At 59.2% G+C, this 25,660-nt stretch carries 22 protein-coding genes and 1 tRNA gene; 12 read left to right on the top strand and 11 right to left on the bottom strand.

All coding sequences use genetic code 11. From position 1 onward, the window contains the following. Nucleotides 1-45: 45 nt before the first annotated feature. Both KQ307_RS14110 and KQ307_RS14115 read right to left on the bottom strand, forming a co-directional pair. Complete coding sequence (locus tag KQ307_RS14110; protein ID WP_259702536.1) at nucleotides 46-1,629, bottom strand: NCS2 family permease; 1,584 nt, start codon at nucleotides 1,627-1,629, stop codon at nucleotides 46-48. 8 nt (nucleotides 1,630-1,637) lie between these two features. Next, the gene (locus KQ307_RS14115) at nucleotides 1,638-2,372 is read right to left on the bottom strand and encodes a 2OG-Fe(II) oxygenase family protein (RefSeq protein WP_259702537.1); all 735 of its coding nucleotides are present in this window, start codon (nucleotides 2,370-2,372) and stop codon (nucleotides 1,638-1,640) included. 59 nt (nucleotides 2,373-2,431) lie between these two features. Here KQ307_RS14115 and KQ307_RS14120 point away from each other — a divergent pair, with 59 nt between their 5' ends. After that, nucleotides 2,432-3,055, top strand: coding sequence for a DJ-1/PfpI family protein (locus KQ307_RS14120; protein WP_259728348.1), 624 nt, complete (start codon nucleotides 2,432-2,434; stop codon nucleotides 3,053-3,055). Nucleotides 3,056-3,088: 33 nt separating this feature from the next. Here the strand turns inward: KQ307_RS14120 and KQ307_RS14125 are convergent, their stop codons facing one another. Both KQ307_RS14125 and mgtE read right to left on the bottom strand, forming a co-directional pair. Continuing rightward, nucleotides 3,089-4,018 carry an RpoD/SigA family RNA polymerase sigma factor gene (locus KQ307_RS14125; RefSeq protein ID WP_259728399.1) on the bottom strand — a complete coding sequence of 310 codons (930 nt, stop codon included), beginning with the start codon at nucleotides 4,016-4,018 and terminating at the stop codon, nucleotides 3,089-3,091. Nucleotides 4,019-4,234: 216 nt separating this feature from the next. Further along, nucleotides 4,235-5,644 (bottom strand): magnesium transporter, encoded by a 1,410-nt coding sequence (gene mgtE / locus KQ307_RS14130; protein ID WP_259702661.1) that lies wholly within the window; start codon nucleotides 5,642-5,644, stop codon nucleotides 4,235-4,237. A gap of 92 nt (nucleotides 5,645-5,736) precedes the next feature. On the opposite strand from mgtE, the gene KQ307_RS14135 reads away from it, so the two are divergent. Continuing rightward, on the top strand, nucleotides 5,737-6,216 hold the full coding sequence (locus tag KQ307_RS14135) for a glutathione peroxidase (protein ID WP_259702539.1): 480 nt from the start codon (nucleotides 5,737-5,739) through the stop codon (nucleotides 6,214-6,216). Here KQ307_RS14135 and KQ307_RS14140 read toward each other — a convergent pair. The 4 genes from KQ307_RS14140 to gyrB are packed head-to-tail and all read right to left on the bottom strand — an operon-like array spanning nucleotide 6,182 to nucleotide 9,283. After that, the gene (locus KQ307_RS14140) at nucleotides 6,182-6,610 is read right to left on the bottom strand and encodes a CrcB family protein (RefSeq protein ID WP_259728349.1); all 429 of its coding nucleotides are present in this window, start codon (nucleotides 6,608-6,610) and stop codon (nucleotides 6,182-6,184) included. The two genes, KQ307_RS14135 and KQ307_RS14140, sit on opposite strands and share 35 nt — an antisense overlap. Before the next feature lies 1 nt (nucleotide 6,611). Further along, a complete protein-coding gene (locus tag KQ307_RS14145; RefSeq protein WP_259728350.1) occupies nucleotides 6,612-6,995 on the bottom strand; it encodes a CrcB family protein in 384 nt (127 codons plus the stop codon). A gap of 21 nt (nucleotides 6,996-7,016) precedes the next feature. Then, the gene (locus KQ307_RS14150) at nucleotides 7,017-7,325 is read right to left on the bottom strand and encodes an SH3 domain-containing protein (protein WP_259702542.1); all 309 of its coding nucleotides are present in this window, start codon (nucleotides 7,323-7,325) and stop codon (nucleotides 7,017-7,019) included. Next, entirely contained in the window at nucleotides 7,325-9,283 is a 1,959-nt protein-coding gene (gene gyrB / locus KQ307_RS14155) for a DNA topoisomerase (ATP-hydrolyzing) subunit B (protein WP_259702543.1), read from the bottom strand. Before gyrB ends, KQ307_RS14150 begins: the two co-directional genes overlap by 1 nt. Nucleotides 9,284-9,608: 325 nt before the next feature. Between gyrB and miaA the strand changes: the two genes are divergently transcribed. From miaA to cysE, 4 genes are all read left to right on the top strand, one after another. Beyond that, nucleotides 9,609-10,508 carry a tRNA (adenosine(37)-N6)-dimethylallyltransferase MiaA gene (gene miaA / locus KQ307_RS14160; RefSeq protein ID WP_259702544.1) on the top strand — a complete coding sequence of 300 codons (900 nt, stop codon included), beginning with the start codon at nucleotides 9,609-9,611 and terminating at the stop codon, nucleotides 10,506-10,508. A 165-nt stretch (nucleotides 10,509-10,673) separates the two neighbouring features. Beyond that, the gene (infC, locus tag KQ307_RS14165) at nucleotides 10,674-11,336 is read left to right on the top strand and encodes a translation initiation factor IF-3 (protein ID WP_259702545.1); all 663 of its coding nucleotides are present in this window, start codon (nucleotides 10,674-10,676) and stop codon (nucleotides 11,334-11,336) included. A gap of 112 nt (nucleotides 11,337-11,448) precedes the next feature. Further along, on the top strand, nucleotides 11,449-12,477 hold the full coding sequence (locus KQ307_RS14170) for a GntR family transcriptional regulator (protein ID WP_259702546.1): 1,029 nt from the start codon (nucleotides 11,449-11,451) through the stop codon (nucleotides 12,475-12,477). A gap of 94 nt (nucleotides 12,478-12,571) precedes the next feature. Continuing rightward, the gene (cysE, locus tag KQ307_RS14175; RefSeq protein WP_399254100.1) at nucleotides 12,572-13,318 is read left to right on the top strand and encodes a serine O-acetyltransferase; all 747 of its coding nucleotides are present in this window, start codon (nucleotides 12,572-12,574) and stop codon (nucleotides 13,316-13,318) included. A 16-nt stretch (nucleotides 13,319-13,334) separates the two neighbouring features. On the opposite strand, the gene secA is transcribed toward cysE, so the two are convergent. After that, nucleotides 13,335-16,178 carry a preprotein translocase subunit SecA gene (gene secA, locus KQ307_RS14180; protein WP_259728351.1) on the bottom strand — a complete coding sequence of 948 codons (2,844 nt, stop codon included), beginning with the start codon at nucleotides 16,176-16,178 and terminating at the stop codon, nucleotides 13,335-13,337. A gap of 309 nt (nucleotides 16,179-16,487) precedes the next feature. On the opposite strand from secA, the gene KQ307_RS14185 reads away from it, so the two are divergent. Next, entirely contained in the window at nucleotides 16,488-16,940 is a 453-nt protein-coding gene (locus KQ307_RS14185; RefSeq protein ID WP_399242234.1) for a GNAT family N-acetyltransferase, read from the top strand. Here KQ307_RS14185 and KQ307_RS14190 read toward each other — a convergent pair. After that, nucleotides 16,932-17,003: transfer RNA gene (locus tag KQ307_RS14190), tRNA-Gly, on the bottom strand. The genes KQ307_RS14185 and KQ307_RS14190 overlap by 9 nt on opposite strands. 42 nt (nucleotides 17,004-17,045) lie before the next feature. Between KQ307_RS14190 and KQ307_RS14195 the strand changes: the two genes are divergently transcribed. The 3 genes from KQ307_RS14195 to KQ307_RS14205 all read left to right on the top strand — a co-directional run bounded on the left by KQ307_RS14195 (nucleotide 17,046) and on the right by KQ307_RS14205 (nucleotide 19,797). After that, the gene (locus tag KQ307_RS14195) at nucleotides 17,046-17,315 is read left to right on the top strand and encodes a hypothetical protein (RefSeq protein WP_259728352.1); all 270 of its coding nucleotides are present in this window, start codon (nucleotides 17,046-17,048) and stop codon (nucleotides 17,313-17,315) included. Nucleotides 17,316-17,567: 252 nt separating this feature from the next. Beyond that, nucleotides 17,568-18,371, top strand: a complete 804-nt coding sequence (locus KQ307_RS14200; RefSeq protein ID WP_259728353.1) for an ABC transporter permease — start codon at nucleotides 17,568-17,570, stop codon at nucleotides 18,369-18,371. A 1-nt stretch (nucleotide 18,372) separates the two neighbouring features. After that, complete coding sequence (locus KQ307_RS14205) at nucleotides 18,373-19,797, top strand: ABC transporter ATP-binding protein (RefSeq protein WP_259728354.1); 1,425 nt, start codon at nucleotides 18,373-18,375, stop codon at nucleotides 19,795-19,797. Nucleotides 19,798-20,126: 329 nt separating this feature from the next. Here KQ307_RS14205 and KQ307_RS14210 read toward each other — a convergent pair whose 3' ends face one another. Further along, nucleotides 20,127-20,993, bottom strand: coding sequence for a class I SAM-dependent methyltransferase (locus KQ307_RS14210; protein ID WP_259728355.1), 867 nt, complete (start codon nucleotides 20,991-20,993; stop codon nucleotides 20,127-20,129). Between the two features lie 464 nt (nucleotides 20,994-21,457). Between KQ307_RS14210 and KQ307_RS14215 the strand changes: the two genes are divergently transcribed. Both KQ307_RS14215 and KQ307_RS14220 read left to right on the top strand, forming a co-directional pair. After that, nucleotides 21,458-23,140, top strand: a complete 1,683-nt coding sequence (locus KQ307_RS14215) for an FkbM family methyltransferase (protein ID WP_259728356.1) — start codon at nucleotides 21,458-21,460, stop codon at nucleotides 23,138-23,140. A gap of 73 nt (nucleotides 23,141-23,213) precedes the next feature. Further along, nucleotides 23,214-24,944, top strand: coding sequence for a glycosyltransferase (locus KQ307_RS14220; RefSeq protein WP_259728357.1), 1,731 nt, complete (start codon nucleotides 23,214-23,216; stop codon nucleotides 24,942-24,944). The last annotated feature ends 716 nt before the right edge of the window (nucleotides 24,945-25,660 follow it).

Here is a 25,660-nt window from a genome sequence, read left to right on the forward strand (position 1 = left end):
TTCAGCAGCGGTCGGGACTTCGCGTGGGATCAGGCTCTCACCCACTCAGCCGGCTGGCCCCCTCCGCCGGGCCAGGGCCGCCGCCCCAAACACCAGGGCCATCGCCAGATAGCCCTGGGCCCAGGGGGCACCGCTGCCCCAACCCAGCTGCAGCACGGTGTCAGCGGGGGTGAAACGCCAGGCGTGGATCAGACCGAACCAGGCGGCGAGGGCAGCCAGGCCGGCAGCGAACGCCGCGGCAGCGAAGCGCTGCTCGATCACGTACACCAGCATCGCCGAGAGCAGCATGGCCGCCACGATCTGGCCCTGCTCAAGGGCAAAGGCGCCGGCGGCCCAGACGTCAGCCTGCTGCAACGGAATCAGCAGCGCCGAGCCGAAGGGATTCGCGGCACTGCCGGCGCCGCCGGCCCGCAGGCCTGCCTTGAGCAACAGGGCTCCCCAGCCGGCCAGACCCGGCAGCAGGCCCAGCACCACCGCCGGCGCATGGGCAGGCGGTGTGGCCTGGAAACTCTGGGCGGCGATCACCAGTCCGATGTAAAGCACGATCGCCATGCCCGCCTCGATCGGCAGCAGCTGGCCCACCAGACCGAAGACCCCAAGCAGGCAACCCAGCCCCATCAGCAGCCCGTTCAGCCAGGAGTAGCCGATCCGGGCCCCCATCGCCTTCCAGCCTGGATGGCCGATGTAGAGGGTGGTGGGAAAACACGACCCGAGGGCGGCGGCCACCAGCGTGCCGATGCCGTTGATCAGCAGCGAACTCCTCACCGGATAGCGATCGCCCGCCGCTTCGGCGCTCTCCAGGTTCTGCAGGGAACCGAGCAGGTTGAACAGCCCCATCGGCACGATCACCCCCAGCCAGGGCAGCAGCTGGCCACGGGCCTGCCAGAGCGCGCCCAGCTGCAACGCCGGCAGGTGCAGGCCCACCTGGGCGGCATTCGCCTGCCAGCTGGCCGGATCGATCCGCAGCAGGCCGGTGGCGGCGGCCAGCACGATCCCAAGCAGCACGGCGATCAGGCCACCGGGCAAAGGCAGCTTGACGCCGCCGTAGTAGGTCAGCAGGATCACCGCCAGCACGGCCAGGCCCACCACCGGCTGGGCGTAGGTGCGCAGCAGGAACCCAAGCGCGATGTAACCCAGGGCGATGCCTGCCAGGGTGGAGAGCAGGGCCGCCCGTGGCAGCCAGCGACGCAAGCCAGCCACGCAGAAGGCCCCGCCCGCCTCGATCGCTCCGGAGCCGAGGCAGGCGATCAACCCCGCCTGCCAGGACAGTCGCACCGCGTCGGCTTCGGCAAGCCCCTGGCCGAGCCCAGCCAGCTTCACCGGCAGCATCACCAGAAACACGTAAGCGAACAGGCTCACCGTGTTGATGCCGTAGGGAAGGGCGGTGCGGTCGTCGCGCCCTTCCCGCCTGGCCAGCTGGTAGGCCTGCCAGGCGTAGGCCGCATTGCCAACCACCAGGCTCAGACCGGTGGCGGGCAGGATCACCCCGAAGATCAGCCCATCGGGGTAGCCCAGAACCCCACGGCAGAGGCCGAGGATCAGCAGGATCTGGATCAGATTGTCGAGACCCAGGCCCATCAGGCCGTCGATGTCGCCGGCCACAAACCATCGGGGTCGGCAGGTCGGCATCGCGTCGTTCAGGCGAACCCCCCTGGCCGCTGGCGGGAGGTGGAAAGGGAGAGATTGGCTTTGGCAGCAGCAGGGGCGGCGGCAGAAACACCGGACCCGGCGGGATTGACCGGCGTCGGCACCGCCACCACGTTGAAGGCCAGCGACCAGCGCTCACCATCACCCCGGAACGGCGGCACCGAATGGGGCTGCCAGGCGGGAAACACATAGACATCCCCGACCACCGGCAGCATGTACTGGGCCATGCCGGTGCGGAAACTCTGGATGTGCCACTCCTCGGGGCCGTGGAAACAGAGCTGACCGTCGAAGCTGTCGTTGTGGATCTGGGGGGGCACCTGCAGGAAGATCACGCCGGAGAAGGAGCCACCGTGGGTGTGCATCGGGTTGTAATCCCCGGCTGACTGGGAATTGAGCCAGACATCGATCATCTGCAAGCGATAGCGGCCGGGCGTCCAGGGGCCACGCCCCTGGGGCGGCTGCCGGTCGATCACATGGCGGATCCAGTGTTCGCAGGCCGGCAGGATCAGCTCGGCGCAGAGGGACTGGATGCAGGCATGCTGGGGGCCCAGCTCCCGCTGCTGGGCCAGCTGTCCGGCCAGCTTGGCGGAGGCATCCGGGCTTCGCTCTGGCTGGGCCAGCACCTGCTGGGCCAGCTGCAGCAGGTCGGCCAGCAGGGGTTCAGGCAGCCGGCTCCTGAGGATGTATCGGGGAAAGAGGGCAAGAACTTCCGTGCTGCTGTCCATGGCTGAAGGCCGGCCGCTGCGGCCAGCATGGCGGGACAGACGATCGCGGTCGAGACCCGGTGCAACTCGGAATCCTTGTTTACCCCCAGGTCGAGGAACTCGACGTGATGGGCCCGTGGGAGATGGTCACCACCTGGAGCCAGTTGCCCAGTGGGCCATCCAGCTGCCGGATCGTGGCGGAATCAACCCAGCCACTTCGCTGTGCCAAGGGCCTTTCGATCAATCCTGATCTGAGCTTCGCCAGCTGCGCTCCCCTTGATGTGCTGATCGTTCCCGGTGGCCAAGGGAGCCGCAGGGAAGTGGACAACCCTGCCTTGATCGACTTTCTTGCCCGCCAGGCAAGCCAGTGTCAGGCCCTGCTCTCGGTCTGCACGGGGGCGTTCCTGCTGCACGCCGCCGGACTGCTCAGTGGCCGGATCGCCACCACCCACTGGGGTTCCCTGGAGAGGCTCCGCTCGCTCGGTGATGTGACCGTGGTGGAAGAACGCTTCACCCGGGACGGACGAATCTGGTGCTCAGCAGGCGTTTCGGCTGGCATCGACCTGACCCTCCGTTACATCGCAGCCACAGCAGGCGATGAGGTGGCAGGGCAGGTGCAGCTGGCCACCGAATACTTCCCGTCTGGTGAACGCTACGGAAACGTGAGCCTGAATCCCCAGGCCCCCGGCTATCTGCGGGACTGAGTGAACAGACTCACCAGGCAGTGGGGATCGAATTCAGCAGGCCGCGTAATCCTCAACACTGGCGCTGAGGCGCCGCAGGCCGACCAGGCCATCACGCTCCAGGTTGCGCACACGATCACGACTCATGCCGAGGATGCGGCCGATGCCGGTGAGGCTCATCGGCTCTTCCACGTCGATGCCGTAGCGCATCTTCAGCACATCACGCTGCAGCTCCGGCAGTTGCTCCAGCAGAGCCCGCATGTCACCCCGCAGGCACTCGCTGTCCACGTTCTCCTCCGGCAACGTGCCATCCCCCTGCAGCAGATCCAGCAGTTCGGTGTCTTCGCCGTCGCCCACCTTGGTTTCCAGGCTCACCGGTTGCCGCGCCCGGCAAAGCAGATCCTTCACCTCCTCCTCCGGCAGCTCCACAGCCACAGCAAGCTCGCTCAGGGTGGGGGTGCGGCCCAGCTCCTGGCTCAGTTCCCGCTGGCCCTTCTTCAGCTTGTTCAGCGTTTCGGTGATGTGGATCGGCAGCCGGATCGTGCGGCTCTTCTCGGCGATCGCCCGGGTGATCCCCTGGCGGATCCACCAATACGCATAGGTGGAGAACTTGTAGCCGCGGGTGGGATCGAACTTCTCCACACCCCGCACCAGGCCGATCGTGCCCTCCTGGATCAGGTCCAGCAGTTCCATGTTCCGCTTGGTGTATTTCTTCGCCACGCTCACCACCAGCCGCAGGTTCGCCGCCACCATCCGCTCCTTGGCCCGGCGGCCGTTGATCAGCTTGCGCTTCAGCACCGGCAGGCTCAGCCCGAGCGACTCGGCCCACTGCTCGGGGTTCGGCTTGCTGCCGCTGCGCATCTGGAGCTCCTGCTCCACCTCCTCCAGACGCATCAGCTCCTGCACCTGGCGGCCCAGGGTGATCTCCTGCTCATGGCTCAGCAGGGGCACACGGCCGATGTCCCGCAGGTAGGAACGCACCAGGTCGCCGTCGACCGGGGGGTGGGAACGACCCGCAGCCTGGAAGGTCTTGGGCCCGGGAGCGACGTTCGAATCAGGGATCCGATCCAGCGATAGAGCGACAACCACAGCGAAGCTCTTGAAGGTGTGTGAAGCCTAACCTAAAGAAGTGTGAAGGACCTCTCAGAAAACCAAAGAAACTCTGTTTTCTGCCAGGTCCTGCGGCGCAGCCCGGAGCGCTCAGGGGTTCAGACCCACGTGGTTGAGCAGCCAGGAGGCAGTCTGCAGGTAGATGAACACGCCGGCGACATCGGTGGCGGTTGTGATGAACGGCGCTGACATCAGGGCCGGATCAAGCCCCAGCCGGTCGAACAGCAACGGCAGGGACGCTCCGGCGGTGGCGGCCAGGGTGGTGATGCAGACCAGGCTGATTCCTGCCGCCGTGGCCACCAGCATCCCCCCACCCACCTGCCAGGCCCAGGGCACCACCACGATCACCAGCAGCAGCCCAAGCAACAGCCCGGACAGAGCTTCCCGACCGACCGTGCGCCAGAGCCCGAGCGACTGGATCCTCTGGGTGCTCAGACCCCTGATCACCACCGTGGAACTCTGAGCGCCCACGTTGCCACCGGTACCGATCAACAGTGGGATGAAGGCCGCCAGCCGCACCACCTCCTTGAGAACCCCTTCCTCGGAGGCGATCACCGCTGAGGTGCCGGTGTTGGCCACCAGCAGCACCAGCAGCCAGACCACCCGACGGCGGGCCACTGTGAACAGGTTGCTCTGGAAGTAGTCATCCTCATCACCGGCCTGCACGGCGCCGGCGGCATAGAGATCGCGGGTGGCCTCCTGCTGGATCACGTCGATCACGTCATCGACGGTGACGATCCCCACCAGGCGCTGCTCCCTGTCCACCACCGGCACGGCCAGAAAGTCGTAGCGCTGGATGATCCGGGCCACCTCCTCCTGATCGGTGCCGGTGCTGACGTTGAGCACGTCACGGGTCATCACGTCACCGATGCGGTCATCGGGCTCTGCGGTCACCAGATCGCGCAGGGAGAGGATGCCGGTCAGGTGGCGAGAGGCATCGGTGACATAGAGGCTGTAGACGGTTTCGGTGTCGCGGGCGCGGCGACGCACGATGTCGAGGGCCTGGGCGGCGCTGTGGAACTCCTTGAGGTCGATGAACTCCGTGGTCATCAACCGGCCTGCTGTTTCCGCCTCGTAGCCGAGCAGCTGAGCGGTGATCCGACGCTCGGCAGGACTCAGCTCCATCAGCAACCGCCGCACCACCTTGGCCGGCAGTTCATCGAACAACCGCACCCGGTCGTCCGGGGACATCTCCTCGACCAGTTCAAGCACCTCCCCGGATCGCAGCCGTTCCAGGAGGGTCTGCTGCACGGCGGGATCGAGGTATTCGTAGACCTCGATCGCCTCATCTTTGGCGAGCAGCCGGAAGGCCAGGGCCTGGAGAGTGCGGGGCAGGCTGCCGATCGCCTCAGCGCAGTCCACCGGCTGGACCGGCTCCAACAGCAGTTTGACGCCGTCGTAATTGCCGGCCGCCAGCAGGCCCTGGAGCTGGCGCGCAACGATCTCCGCCACCTGCAGGCTGCTGTTGCTCACCGTGGTGGGGCTGGTGGCCTCGCTCATCGCCCGGGAGGATCGCAGCACCCCGAGTGTATGGGGAGGGGGCACCAGGCTTGTCTCGAGCGCCTAGGGTCATTTCTCACTGGAATCGCTTCATGACCCTGAATGTGTCGGATGTGGTGGTGACCAGCGCCACCGGAGCTGCCCAGCGGCTTGGCGAGTTCGGCGGTCAGGTGCTGCTGATCGTCAATGTGGCCAGTCGGTGCGGCTTCACCCGGCAGTACGCCGGCCTGCAGACCCTGCAGGACACCTACGGGCCCCGGGGCCTGGTTGTGCTGGGCTTCCCCTGCAACGATTTCGGCGCCCAGGAGCCGGGCAGCCTCAGCGAGATTCAGCAGTTCTGCTCCACCACCTACGGGGCCAGCTTCACCCTGTTCGACAAGGTGCACGCCAAGGGGGTCAAGACCCCCCCCTATGACCTGCTCACCCAGGTGGAACCTGCCGGTGACGTGGAGTGGAATTTCGAGAAATTCCTGGTGGGCAGGGATGGCACCGTCCTCGGACGGTTCAAGAGTGCGATCGAACCCGATGGCGCAGAGCTCACCGCGGCGATCGAGGCGGCTCTGGCGGCCTGAACGCGGCTCGGCTGCTGGCCAGCCCGATGGCTGCTGCGGCCAGGCCGAGCATCAGGCTGGCGACCAGCAGGGCCAGCGCAGCTGGGGTCTGTCCTTCCTCCCCCAACCAGACCAGATCCAGCATCCAGGAGCTGAACGTGGTGAGGGATCCACAGAAGCCGACGCCACCAAGCAGCAGCAGGGGCGCACGCCACGGGATCGGCCCCGCCAGCACCCCGAGCAGGAACGAACCCGCCACATTGGCCAACAGATGGGCCGCCGCCACCCCGGCGGCCCCATCGGCGAGCAAGGGGCCGATCTGAACCCCGATCCGCCAGCGCAGCAAAGCGCCGGGCACAGCTCCTGCAGCCACAAGCCCCAGCTCCCAGAACGCGAAACGAAGACGACGCCTCACCTCAGGACGCCCCCATTCGCAGACCCAGCTGGACGGCCAGCAGCCCGGCCAGCACCGAGGCTCCTGCCAGGATCCCCGCCTCGGCCCAGCGGCCCTGGCGCTGCTCCTGCAGCAGTTCCAGCATAAGGGTGGAAAAGGTGCTGAAACTACCGAGAAAACCAGTGCCCAGCAGGAGCAACAAGCCGGTGCCCGCCAGGCTGTGGCGCCGGTCGAAGCCAACGAGCAAGCCGAGGGCAAAAGCGGCAACCACATTCACAGCGAAGGTGCCCCAGTGGCGCCGAGGCAGGATCGGCTCGAAATGGTTGACCAGCCGCAGCCGCAACCACGCCCCCGGAATCGCACCAAGCGAAACGAGCAGGAATTCAGTCCCGCTGCTGCTGCTCACGGCTCATCAAGGCTGACGGGTTCACCCGGGCAACCAACCACGGCGGGGACCAGCCCCGCCGGAAGCGGGTATCTGCACCTGCAGCCACCGGTCACCGTCAGGCTCCCACCAGGTGCGCAGGAGCCGCAAGGGAACGTTTGCCTGCAGGCGGGTCAGGGCGGGTGCGGAGTGCTGTGGAGCACATCGCAGCAGCAATGACCCTGCAGCCAGCAGGGGTTCCTGGCTCTGGCGCCTGCGCAGCTCGGGGGAGCGTCGCTCCCCTCCACCAGCCGGCAGGGCGGCAGGAGCAATCAGGGCCATCCCCAGAACCCAGGCCAGGCGCCAGTCCATCAGATGTCGAGCTGGGCAAAATCGAGCTCGGCGCTGTGCTTCTCGATGAATTCCCGTCGTGGAGCCACCTTGTCGCCCATCAGGATCGTGAAGATGCGGTCGGCTTCGGCGGCGTCTTCAATCTCCACACGTTTCATGGTGCGGGTGGTGGGATCCATGGTTGTTTCCCAGAGCTGTTTGGGCATCATCTCACCTAGGCCCTTGAAACGCTGGATCGTGTAGTTGGCCTTCTCGCCAAAACCATCAAGCGTGGTTTTCAGATCCTGCTCGTTGTAGCAGTAAGTGTGATTCTTGCCCCGCTCAACTTTATAGAGGGGCGGACAGGCAATGTAAATGTAGCCACCTTCCAGCAGCGTTTTCTGATAACGGTAAAAGAAAGTGAGCAAGAGGGTGCGGATGTGAGCTCCATCCACATCCGCATCGGTCATGATCACAATGCGGTGGTAGCGCAGAGCCGATTCATTGAACTCCTCTCCCTTGATGCCAAGACCCAATCCGGTAATCAGGGACTGAATCTCAGTGTTTTTATAGATCTTGGCATCATCCGTTTTCTCGATGTTGAGAATTTTTCCACGCAAAGGCAAAATGGCCTGAAAACGTCGATCGCGGCCCTGCTTGGCAGAGCCCCCGGCGGAATCGCCTTCAACCAGATATATTTCGGATTCGGAAGGATCTCGCGAGCTGCAGTCAGCCAGTTTGCCAGGCAGGGTGGAGCTCTCCAGCACAGATTTGCGCCTCACCAGCTCCCTGGCTCGCCGGGCGGCTTCGGCCGCATTGAAGGCCTGGATGGCCTTCTCCAGAATGAGATCAATCACCTGGGGGTGAAACTCCAGGTATTCGGCCAGTGACTGGCCAACCACCGTATCCACGATGCCGCGAACCTCGGTATTGCCGAGCTTGGTTTTGGTTTGGCCTTCGAATTCAGGATCAGGCACCTTCACCGAAAGAACGGCAGTAAGCCCTTCCCGGATATTCTCCCCAGCCAGATTCGGATCCACATCCTTGCGCTTGTTCCGTTTCTTGGCAAAGGTGTTCAGCGTGCGGGTCAGAACTGTTTTGAGCCCTTCAATGTGGGTGCCACCATCCACGGTGCGAATGTTATTGGCAAAGCCAAGAATGCTATCGGAATAGGCATCAACACACCATTGCAGAGCGGCTTCAACCTGGACGCCATCTTTCTCATTGTTGACGTAAATAATGTCGGAATGAAGCGGCTCCTTGCCCGCATTCATGTAAGCCACGTACTCGCGGATACCACCCTCGTAGTGATAGATCTCCTCGTGCCCCTCAGCCTCAGGCCCCCGGGCCTCCGAGCGCTCATCCCGGAACACGATCCGCACACCACCGTTCAGGTAGGCAAGCTCGCGCAGACGGCCCGAAAGGGTGGTGTAGTCAAAAGTGATGCCGCCGGTGAAGATCTCGCTGTCCGGCTTGAAGCGCACGCCTGTTCCAGTGGCTCCGGAGTCGTCGGATTCCGAGCGGAGCGTGCCGATCGGAGTGCCTCGCTCGAAACGCTGCCGGTGCACCTGTCCCTGACGGCGCACGGTGACCTCGACCCACTCGCTGAGCGCATTGACCACCGAGATACCAACGCCATGCAGGCCCCCGGACACCTTGTAGCCGCCGCTGCCGAACTTGCCGCCGGCATGGAGAACGGTGAGCACCGTTTCAAGGGCGGATTTACCGGTGCGGGGGTGAATGTCGGTGGGAATGCCGCGACCGTTGTCGGTGACCTCGACCGATCCGTCTTCGCAGAGCCGGACGAAGATCTCATTGCAATGGCCGGCCAGGGCCTCGTCTACGGAGTTGTCGACCACCTCGTAGACGAGATGGTGAAGGCCACGGGGACCGGTGGTGCCGATGTACATTCCCGGCCGCTTGCGCACCGGCTCCAGCCCCTCCAGGACCTGGATCTGCTCGGCGCCGTAGGCATGCTCGATCTTGGAGGAATCGCTCATTCCGCTTGACTTGCGTGGGAGACGGACCGATCGAGGCCGACACGACCGATCAGCGCTGGTGGTGTGAGAATGACTGGACTCAGCACTGGGTTTCAGCTCAACACTGGTATCAGCTCGGCACCGGGCTCAACAGACAAGGCTTGCCAGAGGGCTCATTGAAAGCTCAGGGACAGGCTCAAGAACTGCTCCAGGCCTGACGAGGGCTTCCAGCTTACCACCGAGCACTCAGGGTGGCTTCCAGGGGCCTCTGAGAGGCTGTTGAGGCCTGGGATGCATCAACCCCAATTCAGACCAAGCCTGATCGGCCCAGCGGCCGGCCCATTCCATGGCCCTGTCAACCCTGCCTGTGATCGTGCTGCTCGGCCCCACCGCCAGCGGCAAAACGGAGCTGGCGATCCGGATCGCCGAGGCCCTCGACCTGGCGATTCTGTCGGTGGATTCCCGCCAGCTCTACCTCGGCATGGACATCGGCACCGCCAAGCCCACCCCCCTGCAGCGGGCCCGGGTGCGACACGAGCTGCTGGATCTGTCCCCACCGGATCGGCCGATCAACCTCCATGCCTTCCGGCTTGCCGCCGCAGACCGCATCGCCGCCGAACGACAACGCCGGGGCATGGCCTTCCTGGTGGGAGGAAGCGGCCTCTACCTGAAGGCGATGATCCGTGGGCTTCTGCCGCCAGCCGTGCCGCCGCAACCGGCCCTGCGTGCCCAGCTCACTGCCCTGGGCCAGAGCACCTGCCGCCAGTTGCTTGCCCAGGCCGACCCGGTCACAGCCGCCCGCATCGCCGCCGCAGACGCGGTGAGAACCCAGCGGGCCCTGGAGGTGCTCTATGCCACCGGAAGGCCAGCCTCCAGCCTGCAAGCCACCGAGCCTCCGCCCTGGCAGGTGCTGGAGCTGGGACTTGACCCACCCGATCTGCCCGATCGCATCGCCCGACGCACTCGCCAGCTCTACAGCTCCGGGCTGGTGGCGGAAACGGCCTTGCTGATCCGACGCTATGGCGCAACCTTGCCCCTGCTGAACACGATCGGCTACGGAGAAGCCAAGCGCCACCTGGCGGGTGAACTCGACGAGGCCGAGGCCATCCGGCTCACCGACCTGCGCACCCGTCAGTTCGCCAAGCGGCAGCGCACCTGGTTTCGTCGCCAGCATCAGGCCCTCTGGCTGACGGGAGCTGATCCACTGCGGGAAGCCCTGGAGTCGGTCCAGCGCGTCCTAGAGTGAAAACCTGCGTGTTGCCCCCTGAACGCGCCCGATTGTGATGGCAATGCCCTGACCAAGCCAACGCTTGTGCCGGGCCATGCTTGAACAGGGTCATGGATGTCGTTCATGGCCATCCCCACTGCGGCCATCGCTGCGGCCTCACGCTTCGCCCCCTCGCTCTTCTGAATGCCACCTCGTCCCCGTTTCGACCGTCGTGCCCCCGTTCGGGAGCTCCCGAACATCAACGATCGCATCAGCTACCCCCAGCTCCGGGTGGTCGATGCCGACGGCAGCCAGCTCGGGGTGATCACCAGGGAAGAGGCCCTGGAGGTGGCCAAGGATCGGGAGCTGGATCTGGTGCTGGTGAGCGAGAAGGCTGATCCGCCAGTCTGCCGGATCATGGATTACGGCAAATTCAAGTTCGAGCAGGAGAAGAAAGCCAAGGAGGCCAAGAAGAAGTCTCACCAGACGGAAGTGAAGGAGGTGAAGATGCGCTACAAGATCGACTCCCACGACTATCAGGTCCGCATCGGCCAGGCCGTCCGCTTCCTCAAGGACGGTGACAAGGTCAAATGCACGGTGATCTTCCGGGGACGTGAGATTCAGCACACGGCCCTGGCCGAGCTGCTGCTGTTCCGGATGGCCAAGGATCTCGAGGAGAGTGCCGAGATTCAGCAGGACCCCAAGCGGGAAGGCCGCAACATGATCATGTTCCTGACCCCGCGCAAAACACCCCTCACCAAAGAGAAAGACGCCGCCGCCCTGGCCTCGAAGGCCGTGCGCACGATCCCCTCACCAGTGCGTCAGGTGAGTGGTGCCGACGCGGCGGTCGCCCAGGCCGAAAGCTGAGGTCCGAGGAGCGGCTGGTCGGCAACCGGCACAGCCTCCTATGCCACAGGGGGAATTGTCACCGGGGCCGATGCTCCGTAGGGTGGCAGCAAAGCTGCAGGTTCCAACGGGCGTGCGATTCCACATTCAGCAGGAAAGCGACATCCCGGCGTCGACCCAGCTGTACAACCAGATCTGTTTTGCGATCGCGGCGCGACACTACCCGCCCGGTCACCGGTTGCCCAGCACCCGGCAGCTGGCCATGCAGACCGGCCTGCACCGCAACACGATCAGCAAGGTCTACCGCCAGCTCGAGAATGACGGCGTGGTGGAAGCCATGGCCGGTTCGGGCATTTATGTGCGCGACCAGCAGAAGCCACGCGAAATCAAGGTGCCGCCCGGCCTCCGCAACCGCCTACGCCCCGACATCGACCGTGAGGTGCGTCAGTGTGTGGACGGCCTGCTCAACGCCGGCTGCACCCTTCAGCAGGCCAGGGAGCTGCTCACCCGGGAGATCGACTGGCGACTGCGCTGCGGCGCCCGGGTGCTGGTCTCCACCCCCCGCGAAGACATCGGCGCCTCTCTGCTGATCGCCGAGGAACTGGCGCCGGTACTGGAGGTTCCTGTTGAGGTGGTGCCCCTGGAGGAACTCGAAGCGGTGCTGGAGAGCTCCAGCAACGGAACCGTGGTCACCAGTCGCTATTTCCTCCAGCCGGTCGAAGAGCTTGCCCAGCGCTACGGCATCCGGGCCGTGGCGGTGGACCTCAACGACTTCCGCCAGGAACTCGACCTGCTGAAGGAACTGCGCACCGGCAGCTGTGTCGGTCTGGTCAGCATCAGCCCCGGCATCCTGCGCGCCGCCGAAGTGATCCTGCACAGCATGCGCGGCAACGAATTGCTGGTGATGACGGCCAACCCCGATGTCGGCAGCCGCCTGCTGGCCCTGCTGCGCGCCGCCAGCCACGTGCTCTGCGACCGGCCCAGCCTGCCGCTGGTGGAGCAGACCCTGCGCCAGAATCGGGCTCAGCTGATGCGAATGCCCCAGGTCCACTGCGCCCAGAGCTATCTCGGGGCTTCCACGATCAACCTGCTGCGCAAGGAGATTGGCCTGACCGAACCGCCAGACGGTTTGATCGATCCTCAGACCCTCCAGGCAGGCTGAGTCCCACGGGCCCAGGGTTCGTGGGTGTGGCGGCACCAGCGTCTTCCCCGTTCCCCTGTATCCGTTCGCCTTGGGTTCCTCGTTCCGGCACCTCCTGAGCACCGTGGCGGCAGACCTGCGGATCATCAAGGAGCGCGACCCCGCCGCCCGCAGCACGCTTGAGATCCTGCTCTGCTACCCCGGCTTTCATGCCCTGGTGCTGCATCGCTTCAGTCATCGGTTGTGGCGGTGCCGGATCCCGCTTCTGCCCCGGCTGTTGTCACAGCTGGGCCGCTCCCTGACGGGGGTGGAGATCCATCCAGGCGCCCGGATCGGCTCCGGGGTCTTCATCGACCACGGCATGGGGGTGGTGATCGGCGAGACCGCCGAAATCGGCAACCGCTGTCTGCTGTACCAGGGAGTGACCCTGGGGGGAACAGGCAAGGTGCACGGCAAGCGCCATCCCACCCTGGGGGAGAACGTGGTGGTGGGGGCCGGTGCCAATGTGCTCGGCGCGATCACCGTGGGCTCCAACACCCGGATCGGAGCCGGTTCGGTGCTGCTGCGCGACGTGCAACCCGACAGCACGGTGGTGGGCATTCCCGGCAGGGTGGTGCATCAGTCAGGGGTGCGCATCGACCCCCTGGCCCATTCAGCCCTTCCGGACGCCGAAGCCCGGGTGATCCGCAACCTCATGGAGCGGATTGATGTGCTGGAAAACGACCTGAGTCAGCTGCAGCATTGCCTGCGGGATGTGGCAGCCGGACGGCCCCTGCTGGAAGGCTGCGGAGCCAAGGCCCAGAATCTCAAGGATCGGGAAATTCTGGAGTTTCTGGGGGATCGCTCCAGCATCAACGGCTGAAGCCGCCGGGCCTGCTTCAGCCCGTGGCAATCGCCTCGGCGCTTTCCATACGAGGTTGGAACATGAACATGGAATAGATCACGTTGCGCCGCATCGAGGTCATCATGTCAAGAAACATGTCATAGCCCTCGTTTTTGTATTCGATCAGCGGATCTTTCTGGCCATAGCCACGCAGCCCCACCGATTCGCGCAGCGCATCCATGGCCTGGAGATGCTCACGCCAAAGTGTGTCGATCTGCTGCAGAATGAAGAAGCGTTCAGCCTCGCGCATCAGGTTTGGACGGGATTGCTCAACCTGACTCTCCTTCAGGTCGTAGGCATTGCGCAGCTGCTCACGCAGGAAGGCCTTGAGCTCCTCCATCGACAGACCCTGCAACTGCTCTGGGGTCAGATCTGCCAGCAGATAAACAAACTCCTGCACCTTGGCGACCAGCTGTCCCAGATCCCATTCCTCCGCAGGAAGATCAGGATTGACATAGGCCTCAACGATATCGTCCATGGTGCGCTCGCCGTAGCCGATCACCTGCAACTTGAGTTCCCTGCCCTCAAGTACACGCCGACGCTCGGCATAAACAGCACGACGCTGATTGTTCATCACTTCGTCGTACTCAAAAACCTGTTTGCGGATATCGTAGTAATACGTTTCCACCTTTTTCTGAGCCCCTTCCAGGGAACGTGTGAGCATGCCGGACTCAATCGGCATGTCCTCCTCTACCCGGAAGGCATTCATCAGGCCAGCCACCCGCTCTCCGCCGAAGATGCGCAGCAGATTGTCTTCCAGGGAGAGAAAGAAACGGGTGCTGCCTGGATCTCCCTGACGACCGGAACGGCCGCGCAACTGGTTATCCACCCGTCGCGATTCATGCCGCTCGGTGCCGACGACGTGCAGACCACCGGCCTGACGCACCCGCTCCTCCTCCTCCTTCACCACCGCGTCGTACTCACCACGCACCCGGCTGATCATCTGGCGCAGGTTCTGGATCTGGACGTCATCGGTGGGGGCCTTCTCCGCCGCCTGGGCGATTCGATCCTCAAGCTCGAGCACCGAGAGGGCCCGGTCCCCCCAGGCCTTGACCAGCTCCCTGGCCAGCTCGACCAGGGACTGCTCTGTAGCGTCAGTGAGGGAACAGGGGTAGAGCGCCCCAATGGCACGGGCCTCGCTGGGGGCGTGGGGCAGGGCCTCAGCAGTGTTGCCGAAGCCACCACCACTGGATGCCTCGCGCGGCAGGGGAACCGGCGGGCGATGGCCCTCCTCCGGACGCACGAGGCGAGGAAGCAGCACCTCCCGCAACTTGAGGCGTGCCATGTAGTCACTGTTGCCACCAAGGATGATGTCGGTACCGCGGCCGGCCATGTTGGTGGCGATCGTGACGGCACCGGCCCGGCCTGCCTGGGCAACGATCTCTGCCTCGCGCTCGACATTCTCCGGCTTGGCGTTCAGCAGGTTGTGGGGAACCCCCTGCTCTGCAAGCAGGTCGCTGAGCAACTCCGATTTTTCGACACTGGTGGTGCCGACCAGCACGGGCCGTCCAGCCCGGTGGATCTCGGCGGTTTCTGCGGCGACAGCCCTCCATTTGGCCACCTCGTTCTTGTACACCTGATCAACCAGATCGGTGCGCGAGCGCTGCCGGTTGGTGGGCACCACCGTGACTTCGAGCTTGTAGGTTTTCTCGAACTCCACTTCTTCGGTTTTAGCGGTGCCGGTCATGCCGGCCAGGCGCGGATAAAGCAGGAAGAAATTCTGGTACGTGATGCTGGCGAGGGTCTGGGTTTCCGGCTGGATCGGCAGGTTCTCCTTGGCCTCGATCGCCTGATGCTGGCCGTCACTCCAGCGGCGCCCCGGCATCACCCGGCCGGTGAATTCATCGACAATGACGGCGTCCTCGCCGCGCACTATATAATTGACATCCTTGATGAACAGGGACTTGGCTTTGAGCGCATTGGTGATGTAATGCGCCCAGGGGTCTGCTGGATCAAACAGGTCTCCAACACCCAACAACGTTTCAGCCTTGGCATAGCCTTCATCCGTAAGGGTTACATTGCGCTGCTTTTCATCCACTTCATAATCCCCTTCTGGATCAATTCCATCCTTGGCAGTGCCTTCAGCGCGCTGCAGCAACTCAGCAATCTCGGCTGCCCGGCGATACTTTTCCTGGGGCCGCTCAATCTGGCCAGAAATAATCAGGGGAGTTCTGGCTTCATCCACAAGGATGGAATCCACCTCATCAATGACGCAATAGTTGAAGTTGCGCTGCACCACCTCTTCGATGTCATTGGCCATGTTGTCGCGCAGGTAGTCGAACCCGAGCTCACTGTTCGTGGCGTAGGTGATGTCGCAGCCGTAGTTGCGACGCCGCTCAAACGGGGGCATGTCCTGCTGGATGAGCCCCACCGAGAGGCCGAGGAAGCGATGCACCTGGCCCATCCACTCGGCGTCCCGACGGGCCAGATAGTCGTTCACGGTGACGACGTGGACCCCGGCGCCGGTCAGGGCGTTCAGATAGGCCGGCAGGGTGGCCACGAGCGTTTTGCCCTCGCCAGTCTTCATCTCGGCGATCTGGCCTTCATGCAGCACCATGCCACCGATCAGCTGCACATCGAAGTGGCGCATGCCCAACACCCGCTTGCCGGCCTCCCGAACCACCGCGAAGGCCTCAGGCAACAGCGCATCAAGCAACTGCCGCTGCCTGGCCGGAGTTTCAGCCTTCTGGAGCTGCTCCTTGAACTCGGCGGTCTTGCCGCGTAGCTGATCGTCACTGAAGGCAGCGATCTCCTCCTCCAGCAGATTGATGTCTGAAACCAGTGGCTGGTAGCGCTTCAGCTTGCGGGCATTGGGATCGCCCAACAGGAATTTGAGCATCGAAAGCAGCCGCCCGGTTGGTTCAGCCTATCACCGCCCACAGGTCATCGACCCTCTAGAGCCTAGGCAGGGCAAGGGGTTTCGCCAGATGGAAGCCCTGGAGGTAGGGTTGTCCAAAGGCTTGATGGCCCTCAATTCAGGCCAGCGCCCCTCGGTATGAACCCCAAGGAGCTGCTGGTTGGAGACTTTCAGATCGACATGGCCAGATCCACCCAACGATCCTTGCCAGAGCAGGCCACCGGCATGGCCACTCACTTCACTTCAGACGATCCCTGGCAAGACGAATGGTCCGAGGGCCAGAGACAAGGCATTGGGGGCACACCGGTGAGGATCGTCTGCCATCGAGCCAGAGCGCCTGGTCTCCGCCTGCTGGGACTGGCTGCTCTGAAGCGGCTGCTCGACAACCACAGCTTCTGGGCCCAGGCGCGGAGCCGGGCTGATCTCAACCGGATGCTGGTGGGCAGCCAGGCCGTTGTCAGCGCCTGGAGCAATCGGCAACTGATCGGCTTCGGCCGAGCCACCAGTGATGGCATCTACCGGGCCGTGCTGTGGGATGTGGTGGTCTCCGCTGACCACCAGGGGCACGGGGTCGGCAGGCGGATCGTTGAGGCCCTGCTCAGCAGGCCTGCCGTGGCCGGCGTGGAGCGGGTGTACCTGATGACCACGAACAGCTCTGGCTTTTACCAGCAGCTGGGTTTCCAAGGGTCGGAAACCCAGCACCTGCTGCTGCTGCAAAGGGTTTCAGGACGTTCAAGCGGATGAAGAGATTCGAACTCTCGACCCTCTCCTTGGCAAGGAGATGCTCTCCCAATGAGCCACATCCGCAAGAGGGTGCTGGAACTAGAACAGGTAGGCTGAAAATCCAGGATGAATACGCTAGAGCAACTGGAAATGTCGAAAGATAGCCTGGTCAATGTCTGGTCTCACCTTGCAGGATGGAGAAAGTGGAGAAAACTACTCAATCATGAAAATAGCCATGAACAACCAAATCCAAAACCAATTGCAGACGAAAGATCGTTGCTTTCGAATGAGCTACCCTCACCGAACCGTCCGCTGAAATCACGTTGGGCAGGTGATCCTACTGAGGTGGCAGGAGAGGGCAGAGGCGAGATGAAGCACCTATGGCATCCAGCATGAGTAGACAGGGGTGGAATTTAGCAATGACAAAGTTTTGGACGAATGGGATGGTGGCAGAGAGAATGCGATGGCGTAGACAGATCGAGCGACAACATGTGTCTCATGCGGCCACCAATCGGGAGGAGCGTTCAAATCTAAAAACGAAGCAAAATGAATCATCAGTTTCCTCGCTCGGACCTCCACACCTAGCGAAGAGGCGCCGAGGGACACAACCACCTGTTCACAGTTCACAAAATCTTAGATGAAGTAGACATGGGAATACAGTTTCAAAAAGCAATCATCCGAAATCGTGAGCTTATATGGCGGCTCATCCAGCGAGAAGTCCAAGGTCGCTATAGAGGCTCAGTACTGGGCCTGGGCTGGAGCTTCGTCCAGCCACTAGCCATGCTCGCTGTTTATACACTTGTGTTTTCCCAGGTATTCAAAGCTCGATGGGGAAATGGCGTAGAGTCAGGTCCACTAGCGTTTGCAGTCAACTTGTTTGCAGGGCTGATCGTCTTCAACTTGTTCGCCGAATGCGTTAATCGAGCTCCCGGGCTGATTCTGGCCAATCCAAACTATGTAAAGAAAGTAGTGTTTCCACTAGAAGTTCTGCCCCCAGCTGCCCTGGGTACGGCGGGATTTCATGCGGGCACCAGTGTTGTGGTACTGATCATATTTGAGATAGCTGCGTTTGGTCGGATCCCATCCAGCATTATATGGCTACCTGTTGTCTGGATTCCATTGCTACTTGGAACCCTAGCAGTCAGCTGGGTGCTATCTGCAGTTGGAGTCTTCCTAAGAGATATCGGCCAACTGGTAGGCGTTGTCATCAGCATGCTGATGTTTCTGAGTCCAATCTTCTTCCCACTTTCAGCATTGCCCCCACGATGGTTACCATTGCTCAATATCAACCCGCTGGCCCACATCATTGAACAGACAAGAATGGTAGCTATCATCGGGAAAGCTCCAAGCATAACTTATCTGATCATGGGAATAAGCCTAAGCCTGATTGCATGCGAACTTTCCTACCGGACCTTCCAAAGGGCAAAGCCAGCCTTTGCAGATGTGATCTAACATGCAATCCTATGTACCACAAGCTAAGGACAGTTTGAACTCGATCGTTGCAAGAGACCTAGGAAAATGTTATCAAATTTATGCAAACCCCTCTGACAGACTGAAGCAAGCCATCTGGGGCGGACGGCGAACATATCATCGCAAGTTCTGGGCTTTAAGAAATGTAAGCCTAGAAGTGAAACGTGGAGAAACCGTTGCCATCATTGGGCGCAATGGCAGCGGCAAAAGTACACTGCTGCAAATCATTTGTGGTACACTTTCTCCTACGGAAGGCAGCGTCAAAACAAGTGGAACAATAGCAGCTCTACTTGAATTAGGCAGTGGCTTCAATCCTGAGTTTACAGGGATTGAGAACGTCTATCTCAACGCCTCTCTACTAGGTTTGACGCAACAGCAGACCAAAGAGCGACTGGACGACATTCAGGCATTTGCAGATATTGGGGACTTCGTACATCAACCTGTAAAGACATACTCCAGTGGAATGCTCGTTAGACTCGCATTTGCAGTCATTGCCCATGTTGAACCATCTGTTCTCATCGTCGACGAAGCACTGAGTGTTGGAGATGCAGTGTTTGGGCAACGCTGCATGCGCTTTATAAGACGATTCACCGAAACGGGTACTCTTCTATTTGTCAGCCATGATCTGAACGCAGTATCCAGTCTATGTAGTCGAGCAATCTGGATTGAATCGGGCCAAGTCAAGATGGATACAACGACAGCACCTATTCTCACATCCTACACTCGATATTGCCTAGAAGCATCAAATGCAGAAATTGAAAAGGCGTCTAAAGCCCAATCCAACCCTAGCCTTGATAATCCTCTAAATGGCAAGTCAAAAAGACCCAGTCAGTCACAGGGGGCAGATACGAACGACCTCGGGGCGAATCCAAATGAAAAACAGGGAGAACAGCTTCCCTCAGTCGTAGATCGGGAAGAAGTCGGAACAGAAATAGTAGACTGGAATTCAGAATGTGACTACGGCAATCGACGTGCCTACATCTCAGAAGTTGTTCTGAAAACAATGGGGGGCCAAGTTACAAATACACCATGCTGTGGAGAGATGATCCAAGTGGAAATAACAGCCAAATGCAATATTCAGGTTGAGAGTTTCTTGGCTGGGTTTGTGGTCAGGGACCGGACAGGGCAAATAGTATTTGGCGAAAACACCACTTCGCACGAAATGATCAGGGCCAACTCAAAGCAGACAGTTTCTGTAGTCTTTAAATTTGTGATGCCATACCTATATCCAGGGAGCTACAGCCTGTCTGCAGCAGTTAGCGAGGGGGATGCAACACAATTCCAAGTGATGCACTACAAGCCAGACGTTCTGATTCTTGAACCCATGGTTGGGAATAGGCAGGTCCATGGCGTTTTTGCAACTACCAAGATGGAGATCAAGTCAAGGGTCCACCCAGAACAAAATTAATTCTCAGATCCGACAAACCCGTCAACTGGATCAACATCGGGCACGGCCATGCATTGAAAGCCGTCGATACATACTCACAAAGCAAATTCGATTCTATCCCAGACAAGGCATCAAGTTGCATCGTCAGCGATTCGGTCCAGTCATCCTAGAGTCAACAAAAAGCACTAAGGTGTCAGTGAATGCCGTGGTACAGACATTGAAGGGATCACTTCAACAATGTCCAGATCCTAGGCTGCAGACAAGAATATCAGAACACACATTCTCAACAAAACATCAGATCAATCCAGCCAAACTGCAAACAAAAAAGCACAAATGACATGCGGGCAACATCAGATTTGCACTCGCTTGAAGATAAGAACTTGAGGCACAGTATAGTTACGTGCGACTCCAATACCACGCCGCCAAGCATCAACCTCAGACCAGAATTCCTCAACCGTTCCGCCAGGCAAGGTCAGATTCGCATCAACCCACTGATCAAGTTTTTCGTCAAATGGAAGCTCACACCCACTATAAAATAGAGCACCCCTATAATGAAGAGGGATGACACCGACAAGTAGAAAACCAGATGCCTGAATGAGATCCACGTAAGCCGAAGCCGGATAAGCCCACTCGAACGATCCGTAGCGGGTAGCGGTCGGGTGGCTATTGAGTCCATCGACAAGGTCGCGGGCGCTATTGGCAAAATATTCAGCAATCATCAACCAATATCCACCAGGTTGCATGGCTCGTCTTGTATCAATAGCAATCTGAGGGATGTGCTGCCAGTGATGAACTGTTCCAGATGAAATAATAGCTCCAAAACTCCCACCAAGCTTCCCCCATTCATCCAGATGATTGACAATACGAATATTATGGTCATCTAACGAGCGCAAAAATCCAGTACCCGTATACCACTCGTCATTGGGGTCCATCGCCGTTAATTTTTCATAACCCAGTCTGGCCATGGCGTGAGCAGCATGGCCACGGCCACAACCGATATCAGCAACAGGGGTTTGCAGAGATAGCCCAAGACGCTTCAACAACCCGTCAACTGCTTCGGGGACACCTGATTCGCGGTAGGCAACAAATGATGCGGCAACATTTTCTTCAAGGTAATGAGTTCTGAGCAACTGGGCTACTTCTGCATCAGACCTTGCTTCAATGAACGCCCGCTTCATTGCCGCCTCCCACTCGCCGGGATCCTCGTAGCCATTCATCTGAAAGCAGTCCAAATCGTCAGGGAATGAGCCTGAAGGGGCACTGACGATGACTTGGGGACGAAGAACCACAGTTGTTTGAGCAGAGGGGGGAGGGGAGCCGAAGGTGCCAAGCCTCCGAAGAGTCTTTTAACACAACACAGGGATACTGCGCTCAGCAACAGGGCAAACGAAAAAAGTTGGAAGAGAAGTCACGAAAATCAACATGCGAGGTCGCACGCTGGCGCAAAGCCAAGAAGAGAAAACACCAGACCCAATGGAAATTGCGATCAAGGCAATCAACTCGATAGTCACACTGCCACGGAGAAGGACAAGCTTCTCCGGAAACAGCTCAAACCTCCAATAAACTTCAGACCACAAAGATGATAATAACTGTAGGATGCCCACACGTCACCACCGATCCGACTGTTGCGAACATCCATGTCTCTGTAGTAGATTTTGAAGATAACTGACCTCCAGGCTGCATGTCTCCAAGTGGAAATACGCTCGAAAACCATTCCGGTGAACTTCAGGGCAATGAGGCCGAAGGAGCTGTAGACGCCTTGGTGCGAGACACGTTCTTTCCCGGGTGTGGCACCGGGATCCTTGTTGAGGTTGGAGCGGCCTTGCCGGATTACCTCTCATTGGGCAACTCCTTTCGCAAATGCGGTTGGCGGGTAATTAGCATCGAGCCAAATCCTATCTTCGCTGAAAAGCATCGTGAGCGAGGACACGAGATCCATGAGTTTGCTTGTGGAGAAAGTGACTGTGAGGATGTACCCTTCACTTTGGCGCAAGCAAGGAGCCTAGGCTCAAAATATCGAGGTGGAGATATTTCCTATGAATCGTTCTCGTCACTGGGAATCCGTGGAAAATTCAAGAAGTTATTCGACACCATGGCGAATCGCTTCACGACCAGGGAGATCAGGGTTAGACAACGTCGGTTGGATACGATTCTTGGAGCCATTGATGGCTTGTCAGAGGTCGACATCCTCTGCATCGATACAGAGGGCTGGGAACTGGAATGTCTGAAAGGATTTTCGTTTGAACGGTTTCACCCAAAGGCTCTCATCATCGAGGATCTCTTCGGCCTCACAGAAGTCGATGATCTGCTCGGCAGCCATGGTTACGTGCGCTGGCAGCGTCTAAGCCCGAATAACATCTACGTACAGAGAGAAGCTGCGTATATGGCTCCCCAAAGTGGCCTCGCCGAACCTATGACGAGCTATACCGGCAATCTGGAAGACGTTCTCCTGCGACGCTGTTTCGGGGGGGTGACTGATGGATTCTACGTCGACATCGGTGCCCATCACCCAACAAATGCCTCGGTGACCCGGTGGTTTTACGAGCAAGGGTGGTCGGGAATCAACGTTGAGCCCGGAGAGGGAATCGTCCCACTGCGTGCCGACCGTCCACGCGACATCAACCTGGAGCTTGCCGTTTCCGATCGCGATGGCGAGACCACCTTCTGGGTTCATTCTGGTAATACGGGCACATCATCCTTACTTGACGAAGTTCCGGATCTTGTGGCCGAACGGGCCGGAGAGATCAAACCACTCAAAGTCCGCCTCTCAACCCTCCCAGCCATTCTCGATAAGCACGCGCCTGGACGGCACATCCAATTTCTTAAGATTGATGCCGAGGGGGCCGAGGACGCCATCATTTCTGCATCCGACTGGTCGCGGCACCGTCCGGAGGTCATGGTTGTAGAAAGCAGCGAGCCATACACAAATATCCGAATGGTGACACGTTGGCAGGAAGTGCTTGAGCAGAATCACTATCGATTTGCCTATTTCGACGGGATCAACGATTATTGGGTGCGAGAGGAAAGTGTCCATCTCTGCGACGTCTTTCAAGTTCCAGTGAATGTGCTGGATGCGTACCGGCAATACGATGCCGAATTAGAATATCTCCGTGGACGGGTAAGCTCAATCGGGAGAGTGCCCAGAGACAAGAGCCAAGCGGAACTTGCAACATCCATTGACGAGCTGGAATCACTGCGCGAACAAAATAAAACGTTGAGACTTGCTTATGCCTCAACCAAGGAGTATCTCGACAGCATTCTTGCCACTTCAAACATAGGGACTGAAAGTCAACCACCAGAAGCCTTACAATCTCCAGCCCAACCTGGTTCGCTATACGCCGAAAACCTTGACGATGACAAGTGAGAAACAACCGGCATCATGCCGGATTCCCAGTGACACGGAAAACTGTCAGGGGAAGGTTGTCCTTTTCGCCACCGTGGTTCCACTCGACACATCAAGCGGAGGAACCATCGTATGTCGCGAGCATTTGCGCAGCATTTCCAGTACATCAGGTACCCAGACTCACGTCTTTGCGCCGCCAGGTCCTTTGATAGGGGGAAGTGCAGACTATGCAAAAGCTGTTGGGGCGTTTTTTCATCCACTAGAATTTCAACACAATCGGCGTTTCTTTCCCGATCTACCACTCATTTTTTCCCATCCATTCAGCATGGAGCGTCATGCCGCTCTGCACAGACCAGTAGATCATCATTTTAGCAAAATCGTACGTGATATCCGTCCCGATGTCATCATCATTGACTACTTGTTCACGAGTCTCTATGTGCCATCAGCGTTTCACTGCGGCGTTCCTGTGGTGATGATCACACTGAATAGGGAAAAGGAGTTCTATCGTGATCAACGCAAACTTGGGGTTATACCATCGCAGGCTAGCAACAGCAGAATTGCCGAGTGGCGTCTAGGGCGGTTCGAAAACGAAGTGCATGCTAATTCTGACCATATCGTGGTCCTGAGCCCTCATGATATTCCCACGGACTGCAAGCAAGCGGCGCGCACTACCGTGATTGAGCCAATGCTCGATAATCATCCAAAACGGTGGTGCAATGAAGAGCAAGGCAATGTATTCTTTGTTGGAAATGTGAACCATTATCCAAATCTTTGTGCAGTTCGATGGTTGTGCGAATCACTAGCTCCTCATCTCGCAGCCTGTGCTCCCGAGTTACGGATCACAATCATCGGAGCAGAACCCCTAGAAGCACCGGAGACGTGGAAACAGCCCAACGTCGTGCTGCTTGGGCGATCCACAGCAGATGAGGTCCTCCGACAATTCACCGCTTGTGGAATTTTCATCGCACCGATCGAAAATAGCTTCGGATCCAAAATCAAGATTTTAGAAGCCCTTTCCCATGCCACACCTCTGGTTGCCACAGCAGAAGCACTGACCGGGGTACCTGGCTCCACTGGGATCCCCCTTTTCACACTAGACGATCCAAAGGGTGCTGCGGAACTCATTACCGGCATCATCCGCTCTCCAGGCAATCTGGAGGATTTGTCGCGGCTGATGGATGAAATTCGCGACAGCAATCTGGACAGAAGCCGAACCGCCTGGCCCATGCTGATCCAATCAGCCATCTCTAAGGGGGTAATGCCTCGGCAAATTCAGGCGTGGTCCTTGCTACGTTTCCAGAAAGCCCCAGCTGGGGGCAAAAAGAAGATCATACGAACTAGACACAAAAATCAGGTCATAGATGTTAACAATATCAGCTCCCACTGGATCCGCTCGCAGGGCCTGGGGCCGTTAGAGCAATTCGAAGGATGCCCTCTTCGCTGGACGGCTGATTTGGCAACGTTAACAATAAGGATTGACCCAGTTAATCCGCCAAGTTGGTTGAGGGTATGCGCATGGAATATCACACCCATTGAGGGAAGCAATCTGAAGGTATTCGCGAATGACGTGAATGTGCTGAGTGGTGCTATTAATCATCGAACCTTTGATCGCGTCGTCCCCCTTTCCCAACTGATGGGTCAATGTGAGTTGACCCTCCGCTTTGAGAGCGAGGGATACCAGATCCCTGGGGATGACCGAATCCTCGGGGTGGCCTTGAAGTCGGTCCTGTTGGGATCTAGCTGGCACAACTTGAAAGCCCACTCATTCAGATTCCCACGGCTTCCCAGAATCGTTGGGACACTCAAAGGGATGTTCCGCAGCTAGAATCAAACCTGGATGGCTTCACAGAGGGTCGGAATGGCCGTTGGCAACGAGTCAATGATAACCGTGACAATCTTAATCCAAATGGGCTTATTTCACAGGAGCCAACGATTCAATTGTTGCCGCTCCAAACCTCAATGCTAGACACTTTGTCTTTTGAGCAACAATAGATATGCTCAATCCCCTTCGTTGAATTTCTCGTTATGGATGCATAAAATGGATGACGCACATGACCCTGTGCCTGGCCACAGGAAACCCAAGGACACCGATTTTTGAATCTATTTTAGCAGCGCAGAGATTCATCACAAAACAAGGGAAGCAAGAGAGTCAAAGAAGGCACAGGAGGCGACACAAATAAAACGACTCGGAAGGGCATTATGCCATCTCGATAGGTAAACTCAGATGAATTGGCCAATCTTAGATGATGCAACGCCGAACGAAACGGGCAATCTGCCGATACTAAGGCATGGTCCAGCAAGTGAACTCAAGACGAGAAAAGCATTGAACGCTAACTCCCGGAACACTCATAAGCAGCAAACAAGAATTGACTTGGAGAAGAATCACCAGCGCAATGGCTTCAGTAGAAACAACAATGGATAGACCAAAGCACACATGTTATAGTATAGATGCCAATCATGGATCAGTTTCGATGAGCCAATTGCCTGATCGATTCTTAGCCAGAGGACGCGGGCCTATCAGCAAGGATGGGACGGTAGAAC

Origin of the sequence: Synechococcus sp. CS-1326 (genome assembly GCF_025128115.1) — a bacterium.
Taxonomy (GTDB): Bacteria; Cyanobacteriota; Cyanobacteriia; order PCC-6307; family Cyanobiaceae; genus Regnicoccus.